General features: G+C 42.6%; 8 protein-coding genes. 4 read left to right on the forward strand and 4 right to left on the reverse strand.

Annotated elements, in window-relative coordinates:
• Positions 1–62 precede the first annotated feature (62 nt).
• From BQ7394_RS24025 to BQ7394_RS24040, 4 genes are all read right to left on the reverse strand, one after another.
• Positions 63–1,307, reverse strand: coding sequence for an MFS transporter (locus BQ7394_RS24025; protein WP_075559701.1), 1,245 nt, complete (start codon positions 1,305–1,307; stop codon positions 63–65).
• Between the two features lie 49 nt (positions 1,308–1,356).
• Complete coding sequence (locus tag BQ7394_RS24030; protein ID WP_075559702.1) at positions 1,357–2,559, reverse strand: AGE family epimerase/isomerase; 1,203 nt, start codon at positions 2,557–2,559, stop codon at positions 1,357–1,359.
• Between the two features lie 6 nt (positions 2,560–2,565).
• Positions 2,566–3,483, reverse strand: coding sequence for a dihydrodipicolinate synthase family protein (locus BQ7394_RS24035; protein ID WP_075559703.1), 918 nt, complete (start codon positions 3,481–3,483; stop codon positions 2,566–2,568).
• A gap of 216 nt (positions 3,484–3,699) precedes the next feature.
• The gene (locus BQ7394_RS24040; RefSeq protein WP_075560226.1) at positions 3,700–4,911 is read right to left on the reverse strand and encodes an ROK family transcriptional regulator; all 1,212 of its coding nucleotides are present in this window, start codon (positions 4,909–4,911) and stop codon (positions 3,700–3,702) included.
• Between the two features lie 130 nt (positions 4,912–5,041).
• Between BQ7394_RS24040 and BQ7394_RS24045 the strand changes: the two genes are divergently transcribed.
• The 4 genes from BQ7394_RS24045 to BQ7394_RS24060 all read left to right on the forward strand — a co-directional run bounded on the left by BQ7394_RS24045 (position 5,042) and on the right by BQ7394_RS24060 (position 11,791).
• Complete coding sequence (locus BQ7394_RS24045; RefSeq protein ID WP_075559704.1) at positions 5,042–5,605, forward strand: RNA polymerase sigma-70 factor; 564 nt, start codon at positions 5,042–5,044, stop codon at positions 5,603–5,605.
• A gap of 56 nt (positions 5,606–5,661) precedes the next feature.
• Complete coding sequence (locus tag BQ7394_RS24050) at positions 5,662–6,675, forward strand: FecR family protein (protein ID WP_075559705.1); 1,014 nt, start codon at positions 5,662–5,664, stop codon at positions 6,673–6,675.
• Between the two features lie 131 nt (positions 6,676–6,806).
• Positions 6,807–10,154, forward strand: a complete 3,348-nt coding sequence (locus tag BQ7394_RS24055) for a TonB-dependent receptor (RefSeq protein WP_075559706.1) — start codon at positions 6,807–6,809, stop codon at positions 10,152–10,154.
• A gap of 14 nt (positions 10,155–10,168) precedes the next feature.
• Positions 10,169–11,791: a RagB/SusD family nutrient uptake outer membrane protein gene (locus tag BQ7394_RS24060; RefSeq protein ID WP_075559707.1), complete on the forward strand. Its 1,623-nt coding sequence runs from the start codon at positions 10,169–10,171 to the stop codon at positions 11,789–11,791.
• Position 11,792: the final 1 nt, after the last annotated feature.

The raw sequence follows: 11,792 nt of genomic DNA on the forward strand, positions 1-11,792 counted from the left end.
AGGTAATAAATTCAGGGCATGAATACGATTACCTTTGGAGCTTTTTATTGATATTCTTATTGTTAATCCGTCATATTTGCCACTTTCGGACGAAGGAAACATATCTGGATCAGCAAAGCAATGGCTACAAGACCTGCCAGCATGGCAAAATCATGTCCCAGATTTCCGGCATCCGTCGATCTGCCCAGTAGATCCGTGATGGCAGCTCCGGCAAATACTCCCGTCATGTTCATGATACCGTAAGCTGTGGCACGATAGCGGGGAGAAATGAACTGGCAGAGGATCGGCATGTTGTTTGCATCAAAGATACCGAAACCGACGCCGAAGCAAAGTCCGCCTCCTACAATCATTGGGAAGTTATGTCCGAAACCGAGCAATAATAGCGATGGAATGGTCAAAGCCAGTCCGATTGCTCCGGTATAGACACGACCACGTACATTCGTCTGTATCCATTTGTCTGACAGGATGCCACCGACGATAACACCGATAAACGATGACAAAGCGATCGTGATGGTCGACAGTGGTCCGGCTTCCGACATATCTATGGATAAGTTTTCCGAGAACAGGGTCGGCAGCCAGTTTTTCGTTGCCCAACCCGGCAAGCTGGGAGTTGCAAAATAAAGCAGGATGATCCAGAATGATATATTGGTAAACAGCATCCCCATCCCTTTGAGGGCTCCTTTGACCGGATTCTCGACGGCTGCACCGACTTCTTTGATCTTATGAACGATATGGTCTTTCTTGTCTTTCAGAAACAGGATCAGGATGACACTGTAGGCGATTCCGACAATACCGAACCAGTGGAAAGTCGTTTCCCAGGTGAAAGCGCTTGCTACCGTGGCTCCGAAGCCTCCGAGAGCCTGGCCGGTGTAAAGACCGGTCATGTGGATACCCACTGCCAGTGAACGGGTTTTTCCCTGGTGATAGTCGGTAATCAAAGATAATCCGGCAGGGATATACAAAGCTTCACTTACTCCCATCAAGGCACGCAGGAAATAAATCTGGTTGAATGTGGTACAGTAGCCCATCATCAGTGTAACAAACGACCAGACGAATAAACTACCAACGATCAGCCATTTGCGGTTTACCCTGTCGGCAATCATACCTGCTACAGGGCTCATGAATCCGTAAATCCAGAGGAATACGGCCATCAGACGACCGAAGTTGGCTGCCGATTCCAGTTCGGTGATGTCGATCATCATCGCATCTTTCATGGTGGAGAGCATCTGCCGGTCCATATAGTTCAGTAGAGCTACTCCCCATAACAGACCGACAACGACCCAGGGATATATCTTTTTATTATTCATTTCGTTCTATTTTATAAGGTGAAAACAAAGTTTGGTTAGGCTGTTCATATTATTTTGAAAGAATTTCTTGGCAAAGCAAGTTACATTTCAGAAGCATCCGGGGGATGTGGAACGGGCCTTTGTACATATTGCCTTTGGCTGGCTGGGAGAGAGTTCCGTCGTAGTGGAAATAGCCATACCATTCGCCATACTCCCTGTCCGGAAAGCGGGCATAGGTATATTCGTTGATCATCCGGTGCATTTCCAGATATTTACTGTCGCCGGTGGCTTCATAGGCATACAATGTGGCGATAATGGCTTCGCATTGGGGCCACCAGAATTTCATATCGTGCCAGTATTCCTGCTGAGGCAGGTTCTTGCAATCTTTGAAATAAGAGATTCCGCCATATGTTTTATCCCAGCCCCATTCCCACGCCCAGTTGAGGATGGTCAGTCCCATCTCTTTCAGTTCGGGATCCCAGTTCCGGTATTTGGCTTCTTCCAGAATGAACCAGGCTGTTTCGATGGAATGGCCCGGATTGATTGTACGGCCGGGGATCGAATCGATAAATTCACCGTTCGGCCCTACTGTTTCGAGGATGGTCTTGAACTCCGGTTTCATGAAATCCCGGCGTAGCTCGGCGATGGATTCGTCTATCTGTTTGGTGAGGATCTCATCATCGGTCGCCTCGCGGATACGGGCAGCCGTATCGATCAGGATCATGCAAATGGAATGTCCTTTGGCAACAAAGCCTTCACGGAACTTGGGTTCCAGTAATCCCGGTGTATTTTTATAATAAAGAACCTGCTTGAACAGTTTAACAGCTTTCTCTGCATAACTCTTATCACCCGAAGCGATCGCGTATTGAGCCATGGCAATGGCTGCAAATGTTTCGGAGAATACATATCTTCTTTTACGTACCGGGACACCGGTTGCCGTTACTTCATAAAACATACGTCCGTCTGTGTCAAAACAGTATTTCTCAATGAAGTCAATACCGTTTTTACAGGCCTGTAACCATTCTTCCCGTTTTTCAATGTTGTTGTAAGCGTATGCCAGTATAAAGGCGAATCGTCCCTGGAACCAAACCGATTTGTTTGAATCCATCAAGGAGCCGTCCCTGTCCAGACAGGTGAAATATCCGCCGTTTTCCTTATCGATGCCATATTTCAACCAGAAAGGTATGATATCGTTCAGGAAATCGTTTTTGTAGACGTTGCCCCAATAGCCGAGATAGTCGGTTGGCTGGGATATATTTGTCTTTGCGTCCATATTACATTAGAATTTGTTACATCTTTCGAAGAAGTTGATTGCTTCCAGTTCTGCTTTCATTGTAGCTTCTTCCGCATCTGTCATATTCTGGAACGGAGTACGGTTTTTACCAAGATCCAGACCGATCAGTTTCATGATGCGTTTACCCCCTACGATATTTCCACGGAAATGGCAGATCACGTTGATGACTTCCTGTGAGAAGTTTTGTTTTTCGCGGGCTGTTTCCAGGTCTCCGGCTTTCCATGCTTCGATAATGCCTACCAATTCTTTTCCATTGTAGTTGGTAGTTCCTCCGATACCGCCCTGGGCTCCCCCCATAGCCAGGCATGGCAGAATTGTTTCGTCCTGTCCGTGTAGCATGTCGAATTTACCGTCTTTATATAACCGGCACTGATTGTATTCGTACAAGCTTTCATACGTATATTTAATACCGGCGAAATTAGGAATCCGTCCGTCTACTGTTTTCAGGAAATCGACCATAGAAAGGAATGCACCGTTGAATGCCGGGATATGATAATAATAGAAAGGTAGTTCCGGTGCACCGCAGGCAATTTCTTCGCAATACTTTACCAGTTCTTCCACGCGATTCACTTTAGGGAAAGGAGAAGCCATTGCTCCGATACCCCACGCTCCAATCTTTTGGGCATGAGCAGCCAGGTTTCGGCTTGTCTTTACACAGGTGCTTCCGACATGTACGATTACTTTGAATCCTTCCGGGGCAACTTCCACCCATCTTTCGGCCAGCTTCATGCGTTCTTCTTCATTCAGCATATAGCCTTCGCCAGATGATCCGTTAATAAAAACTCCTTTTAATCCGTTATTAACAAGAAGTTTTGCATAAGCTTCGATGGGTTCGTAGTTCACTTCTCCATTTTCATAAAACGGAGTAAAAGGGGCATCGATCAGACCTTTAATTCTTTCCATGGGATGTAGTATTTTAGTAGTTATTATGTGTGATATTTTAAATATGCAGCAAATATAAATAAAATAATTTAATAATTGTGGTTTTCTTAAGGTTATTATTTATTAATATCTCAATGATAATATAAACAGCTTTATTGGTGTCTTTATCTGGAATTTAAGACTTTGTAAGTAGGATGTAATGAATAGTAAGGTTTTGGTCTCTCTTTTGACCGATAGTTAATATCGTATCATTCCTAAAATTTTACTTCTCGATAATAAACAGGCACCCAGTACACCGGCACGTTCACCCAGTTTGGAAATTTTAATTTCCGTATCCTGGCTTACCAGATTGAGTGAGTATTTGCGTATGGCGCTTTTTATAGGAAGGCTGAGATATTCGCCGGTTAAGGAGAGAGTTCCTCCTAATACGACCAGTTCCGGATTGAATATATTCATAAGACCTGCAATGCCTTGTCCCAGATTTACCCCCATTTCTTCAAGTATCTCGATACAGAGGACATCTTCTTTCTGGATAGCCTCAATCATATCTTCCATCGTGATATCTTCGTTCTTGTCTATTTTCTTGGCAAGAATGGTGCTGCTGCCCTCCCTGTATTTTTCCAGTAGCTTGCGATATAAGGCCGAACCGGATGCTTCGGTTTCGATACATCCTTTCTTCCCGCAATGGCACAATATCTCATTATTGAAGAAACAGAAATGACCGAATTCGCCTGAAAAACCGGATTTGCCGTAATATAGTTCACCATTAATAAATATGGCTAATCCCAATCCCCAGCTCATATTTATATAAAGGATGTTCTTTTCACCTTTTACAATCCCCTGCATATACTCACCATATAACATGGCACGGGTGTCGTTCTCGATATAGATTTTGATTTTTATGCGCTCTTCCAATATCAGGGAAAGCGGTTTTTCATCAAAATAGAATATACTGTAACTGTAACCGGATACTGGTTTTACCCGTCCCGATATATTGACACCGACAGCCAGTATCTTTTCTCTTTCTACCGGTAATGAATTGATAAAAACATTGATTTTCTCGCATAATGCTTCAAGTGCTGCCGGCGTATTCTCGAGTGAATAGGGAATATTCTCTTCTATCCTCAGTTTTTCACCTTTGAAATCTACGGCTGCCAGGTTGATTTTGTTTTTGTAGATGTCAACTCCTACGAAATAGCCGGAAGCCGGATTTAAACCGTAAATATTCGGTTTACGGCCACCGCTGGTATCCTGTTTACCGAAATCCAGAATATAGCCATCGTCTTGTAATTCGCCGATCAGTTTGGTGACAGTCGGAATACTTAAGTCCATTTCTTTACATAGTTCCGCAATTGTAGCATCCCCATTGGCAATATAGAAATGTATGATTTTCTTTTTAAGAAGTTCACTACGAGTACAATCATTTGTGATAAGAAATTTTGTATTCATGGCTGTATTATTATTGTATATGCTATTCTTCAACAAAAGTAAATAAATATATTTCAAATATGCCTATTTAACTGAAACAAATTGTCGTTGTTTGCACCGATTAAACATTAGTGTTTGTATATTTGCCGTCATGCTAACAAATCTGATCGACGAGGAACTATTAGTGAAGGAACTGACCCTGGGAAGCCAGAAAGCTTTTCAGGTACTATTCATGCGCTATTATCCCAAGATCCGTGGTTTTGTATACGGTTTGGTTAAATCTGAGCAGGATGCAGAGGATATTGCCCAGGAAGTTTTCTCTAAAGTATGGGGAAACCGGGATAAGTTTGCCGATGTGAAGAACTTTGGCGCTTATCTGTTCATCTTGTCCAAGAATACCACTTTCAATTTTTTGGAAGCTCAACAAATACGTATCGAAAGATTAAAAGAAAAACCATTTGAAGAAGAGACCAATGACTCTCCGGATGAAGATTTAATTGCCAAGGATTTGCAACTTTTGATCGATATGGTGGTAGAAAGCATGCCTCCACAACGTAAATTGATCTATCAGTTGAGCCGTGAGATCGGATTGTCCAACCAGGAGATTGCCGAAAAATTACAATTAAGTAAGAAAACAGTTGAAAATCACCTGAATTTGGCGTTAAAAGAATTGAGAAAAGTTTTATTATATCTATTGATACTTTATTTGTGTTAAAATATTGGGGGCGAAATGCCCAAAAGGAGTCTTTATAATATAATGTTAAGGACAGAATGAGTTATATAAAAAAAATAGTTGATTATTTCTTTCATCATGACTTCTCGGAAGAGACGATAAGGAAAGTACATCAACGGCTGACAAAGGGAGATGATAGGCCGGAGGTAGACGATGCGCTACTGTCGGTCTGGGATACTATTGGGTTTCCGGAGATGAACGAAAATCATTCAGAACAGGCTTTTTCTCAATTAAGCAGACAATTAGGTTTCTCAGAACAAAAGGAACCTGTGCGGAAATCTTTACGGCCGACGTCATTTGTGATGAAACTGGCGGCTATATGGCTCTTACCGTTGATCATGCTTTCTTCTTCCGTTTATTTTTATTGGCAGGCAAATATAGTTAAAGATGCCGTGGCGGATGTTTCGCTGATCGAGCATTTCGTTCCGGCAGGCAAACGTGAGCAGATCATTCTTCCGGACAGTAGTCGGGTTTGGTTGAATTCCGGTAGCGTATTGATTTATCCTTCTACCTTTATAGGACAGACACGTGATGTTTATCTGTCTGGTGAAGGTTATTTCGAGGTAGAGAAAAATGTGGAACAACCATTTATCGTGAAAGCCCGCACACTGAATGTGGAAGTATTGGGTACGCGCTTTAATATTCTTGCTTATCCGGAGGTAAAACAGATTGCCACGACACTTGAAGAAGGCTCCGTACGGGTATGTCTTCAGGATAACGATAAACAAGTATATCATCTGGTGCCCGATGAACAGTTGGTATATAATATCGACTCCGGAATAGCGGATATAAAACAGGTCGTCTCTGCCGATTATTCCGATTGGCGCGAAGGTGGTTTATTCTTTGACAACTACTCTTTTTCGGATATCATCCGTATTTTGCAACGTACATACGGAGTAAATGTGCATTTGCAAACATCTATTTATAATAATAATAAAATAACGGTACATTTTAATAAGGATGAATCGTTGGAAAATATATTCATGCTTTTGAAGGAGTTAATTCCCGGACTTGAATATCAGATTGACAATAAAGATATCTTCCTGAAATAGGCAAAAAGTATTTTTTTACGATGTAATTAAAAAAAGTTTTAGTTTCGATTGGGTGCAACGTTTTTTCCATCTGTCATTATAGATGAGTACGCACTTAAAATCGTGTTATTGTTTAACTTTTTTAATTACATATGAAGAATAAACACAAATCCAGACGAATTGGAACCTATTGTCTGTGTTTCCTGATCGCAGGTTGTCTGCAGATCAATGCACAAAAGGTCTCCTTTAATGAAGGAACAGTTTCGCTAAAGGAAGCGTTCCAGAAGATCGAAGCTTCATCCAAGTACAAAATTGCTTATAATGGTACGCAGTTGGATGTCAGCAAAAGGGTACAACTGAATCAAAAGAACGTAGAAGTATTGGATGTATTAAAGCAGATCTTGGCTGATACAGGTTATACTTATTCGATTAAAGGAGATTATGTTGTCATTTCCGCACCTGCTAAAAATGCAGTCGATCAGAAAGAAAAAACCGTAAAAGGTGTTATTATCGATGAAACGGGCCTGCCTGTTATCGGTGCCAATGTAGTTGTTTCAGGAACTACAAGCGGAACCGTGACCGACTTTGACGGAAACTTTACCTTGCAAGTTCCTGAAAACGGAACACTGGAAATCTCTTATATAGGTTTCCTGACACAGCAAATCTCTTTAAAAGGAAAGAACGATTTCCGCATTACCCTGAAAGAAGATAGCCAGAAGCTGGACGAAGTGGTGGTTGTCGGTTATGGAACCCGTTCACGTAAAAGTATCACCGGTTCGGTAGACCAGGTGAACAGTGAGATTTTTGAAAATCGTCCTGTAACCAATGCTACTCAGGCATTGCAGGGAGCGTCAGCCAACCTGGTTATTCAGAGCAAGAACATGAATCCGAATGACAACAGTATGAATATCAACATACGTGGTGTCAGTACAATGGGTAATAACGATCCGTTGATCGTTATCGACGGTTTGATCTCCAGCTCTTCTACACTGAATAATCTGAATCCGAACGATATCGAGAATGTCTCTATTCTGAAAGATGCCGGTAGTGCGGCTATCTACGGTTCACGTTCAGCGAATGGCGTTATCCTTGTCACAACCAAGAAAGGATCTAAGGGAGGTAAACCTCAAGTCACATTTAACGGACAGGTCGGTATGCAGGACCCGCGTATTTTGTTCTCTCCGGTAGAAGGTTGGCAGAATGCTATGTTGAGAAACCAGGCAAATGTGAATGTTGGGAATGCCCCTCAATTCACTCCGACCGCTATTCGCGACTTATATGACCACCGCGACGAAGAAGAATGGCTGTATGATCAGATCATCCTGACAGGCCTTCAGCAGAACTACAACATTAATGTATCGGGCGGTAGCGAGAATACAACTTATATGGTATCGGCCAGTTACTTTAATCAGGAAAGTAACTTCAAGGGTAATTTCGGCATGGAACGTTATAACTTCCGTACGAACTTAAGTACGGAATACGGACGCTTCAAACTTACTTCACTGATGGCATACAACCGCCGTAAGGACCGCACCGTAGCCGGCGGTACTGGTAATGCGATCATCAACTCTTCCCGTGTACCTTCTTATTACTATTATAAATTCATGGAAGGCGACAAATATCTGGTAAACGATATTGTAGGTGATGACAACCCGCTGGCATTGTTGCAGGATGGCGGTTATGAAAAGAAAGACGAGGATAACTTCATCGGTAGTATGAATCTCGACTTCAAGATTATGGAAGGATTAAAAGCCACCGGTTTGATCGGTTTGGACCTCACGCAACATCATCGTTACCGCCGTGATAAGAAAGTGCCTTTATATTCGTCTGCCGATCTGACAAATCCGGTATTGTATATGCATTCTAATACAATGACGGAAGACTATAATGAAAAACGGTATACGCTCAGTTCTCAGTTCCTGTTGAATTATGACCGTACATTTAAGGAAGCTCACCATGTAACAGCCTTGTTCGGTGCTTCTAACGAATCATATACGAAGCAGGCCAGCCGTATCGCCTGGGAATATACGGACGAAGATCTGGGTTTACCGACAACAGACGACTCCGTACAGAATAAAGAAAATAAGAACTCGAATAATGATACAGACCAAACGAGTATCACATCCGTATTCGGCCGTGTAGGTTATAGCTATATGGATAAATACTACGGAGATGTCTCTTTCCGTTATGACGGTTCTTCCAAGTTCGCTAAAGATCAGCGTTGGGGGTTCTTCCCTTCATTCTCTGCCGGCTGGCGTTTGTCGGAAGAAGCTTTTATGGATACTTATAAGAGCAATATCGGCGATTTGAAACTGCGTGCTTCTTATGGTGTATTGGGTAACCAGAATGTAGATAATTATTCCTACCAGACAGTTTATTTGATAGAGAACAATCAGTTCGTATTTAATAACACATCGATTGCCGGTACGAAGATTACGGATGGTAACGCCTTATTAACCTGGGAAAAGTCAGCCAACTTTAATATCGGTGTGGATGCTACCTTCCTGAATGGTAATTTGTATGTATCTGCCGATTATTTCAATAAAAAAACGACCAATATCCTGTTGACTCCCGAAGTATCCACCATTTATGGAGGAACTACTGCTAAGGAAAATGCGGGCGAAATGAAAAACCAAGGTTGGGAGTTGACAGTCAACTATAAGCTAAATCATGGTGATTTTCACCATAATTTTAACTTCAATATTTCAGACTCTAAGAATAAGGTCACTGATTTTGGCGGTCAGGAACGTATCGACGGACTCGATGAGTTATACAAGCTGATCCGTGAAGGCGAATCGTTGGGATCTTATTATGGTTATAAAACCGACGGTTTGTTCCAGAGCTATGAAGAAATTGCTAACAGCGCACTGCCTGTTGGTAGTTCCGTTCAGCCGGGAGATGTGAAATATGTCGATCAGAATGGCGATAAGGTTATTAATGAGAAAGACCGTGTCGTATTAGGAAATGCATTTCCTCGTTACACATTCGGTTTTACTTACAGTTTAGCCTGGAAAGGATTTGACTTGAACCTGATGTTGCAGGGTGTTGGAAAACGTTCTCAGTTCCTTCGCGGAGAGTTAATGGAGCCATTCCATAGCAACTATTCATATTGTATTTATGAACATCAATTGGACTTCTGGACGCCGACTAACCCGGACGCCCGCTGGCCGCGCCTGACAGCTCCTGGCTCTGCATCTGCTACTAACAATTGGAGCCTGGCTGGTGATAATCATATATTAAATGCGGCTTATCTGCGTGTAAAGAATATTCAGGTCGGATATACTTTGCCCAAATCGTTGACTCAGAAATTTGGTGTTCAGAAACTGCGTGTCAGTGTGAATACGGAAAACCCGTTGACTTTCTGTAAAAACTCATTTATCGATCCGGAATCTTCTGAATTTGGTAGTGATATGGGAGGTATCGGTGGTATCGGCGGTAATAGCGGTCGTAACTATCCGACGCTTACTTATTATGGGTTCGGTTTAGATATAGAATTTTAATACATCTGTTTATTATGAAAATGAATTTCTTAAAATATAGTACAGGTATTGCTTGTTTGGTACTTGCAACCTTTACATCATGTAATGATCTGGATTTGGCTCCAACCAATAAATTTACAGACTTGAACTATTGGACCTCCGAAGCAAAAGCCTCTGCCGTGTTGAGCAAGGCTTATGGACAAATGATGACGTCCGAATATTTCTTCAAAGATGAAAAGCTATCCGACAACTTATATGAAGGTCGTGGCAGCTCGGATGAAAAACTGATTACTTCGGGTCAGGCCAATGCCGCATTAGGTCGTTTCTCGGAAGACTGGAAAAAATGTTATGAAGGCATTAAAACCTGCCATACTTTCCTTGAAAATGTAGATCGCGTTCCGAATATGGATGAGACATTGAAGAACAGGATGAAATCAGAAGCCCGCTTTATCCGTGCTTACCTGTTCTTCCGTTTGACCAACCATTACGGTGATGTTCCTTTGTTCGATTATGGATTGTCAATTGAAGAGGCGAACACAATAGCCCGTTCACCGAGAAGCGAAGTGCTCGATTTTGTTCGTACGGAACTGAACGATATTGTAAAGATGTTGCCAACCAAACAGCAATATACAGCAGCCGATAATGGCCGTATAACCCAGGGAGCTGCCATGACGTTATTGGCTCGTACCTATCTGTATGAAAGCGACTGGGAGAATGTAGCCTCTGTTTGTGAGAAAATTATCAACGGAGAATACGGCGAATATACTTTGTTCCCCAGCTATGAAGGACTATTCCTGCCGGAAAATGAATACAACAGTGAAGTGATCCTGGATATGGGATATTTGCTGAACCTGAGAACATGGGCTGAAATGTACGATGCAATCCCGCTTTCCGTAGGCGGACGTATCAATGCATTTGCACCTACCCAGGAGCTGGTGGACGATTACCTGATGAAGAACGGTAAAGCGATCAATGAAGCCGGTTCAGGCTATAAGGAAGATGATCCTTATATAAACAGAGACCCTCGTTTTAAAGCTACAATCGTTTATCATGGTTATCAGTGGACAGACGGTAAAGGCGTAACCTCTACTATCTACATCAAACCGGGTTCTTCTGCGGATGCAGGTGTCGCTAACCTGGATGAATATGCAGGCCCCGGCCAGAACTCGACAGGAACCGGATACTATATCCGCAAATATTTCGACCCGACCGCTCCGGAAGGAATGGCAGCAGGCCTGAATATTATGCTGATGCGTTATGCAGATGTTTTATTGATGTATGCTGAGGCTAAAACAGAGTTAGGCCAGATGAACGAAGCTGTCTGGAACAAGACGATCAAACCTCTTCGTGAACGTGCCGGATTTACCGATGCATCTGCCCTGAATTATCCAGCTTCAGGTAATATGCAGTCGATCGTTCGCCGTGAACGTCGTTGCGAACTTGCCATCGAAGGCTTGCGGATATATGATATCCGTCGTTGGAAAACCATCGAAACCGTATTGAACGGCCGTCCTCATGGGGCTAAATTCGCAGCTGATAACACACAGTATATCGAGCTGGATGCCCGTAAGTTCAGTAAAGACAGAGATTACTTGTTCGCTATTCCGCAGTCGCAACGGGATATTAACAAGAACCTGACTCAGAATCCGGGATATTAAT

It is taken from the genome of Parabacteroides timonensis (assembly GCF_900128505.1).
Taxonomy (GTDB): domain Bacteria; phylum Bacteroidota; class Bacteroidia; order Bacteroidales; family Tannerellaceae; genus Parabacteroides; species Parabacteroides timonensis.

Bases quoted from the DNA above. Each gene is read 5' to 3' on its own strand.
- BQ7394_RS24055 (WP_075559706.1), top strand. From the start codon at position 6,807: ATGAAGAATAAACACAAATCCAGACGAATTGGAACCTATTGTCTGTGT.
- BQ7394_RS24035 (WP_075559703.1), bottom strand. From the start codon at position 3,483: ATGGAAAGAATTAAAGGTCTGATCGATGCCCCTTTTACTCCGTTTTAT.
- BQ7394_RS24040 (WP_075560226.1), bottom strand. From the start codon at position 4,911: ATGAATACAAAATTTCTTATCACAAATGATTGTACTCGTAGTGAACTT.
- BQ7394_RS24045 (WP_075559704.1), top strand. From the start codon at position 5,042: ATGCTAACAAATCTGATCGACGAGGAACTATTAGTGAAGGAACTGACC.
- BQ7394_RS24060 (WP_075559707.1), top strand. From the start codon at position 10,169: ATGAAAATGAATTTCTTAAAATATAGTACAGGTATTGCTTGTTTGGTA.
- BQ7394_RS24050 (WP_075559705.1), top strand. From the start codon at position 5,662: ATGAGTTATATAAAAAAAATAGTTGATTATTTCTTTCATCATGACTTC.
- BQ7394_RS24030 (WP_075559702.1), bottom strand. From the start codon at position 2,559: ATGGACGCAAAGACAAATATATCCCAGCCAACCGACTATCTCGGCTAT.
- BQ7394_RS24025 (WP_075559701.1), bottom strand. From the start codon at position 1,307: ATGAATAATAAAAAGATATATCCCTGGGTCGTTGTCGGTCTGTTATGG.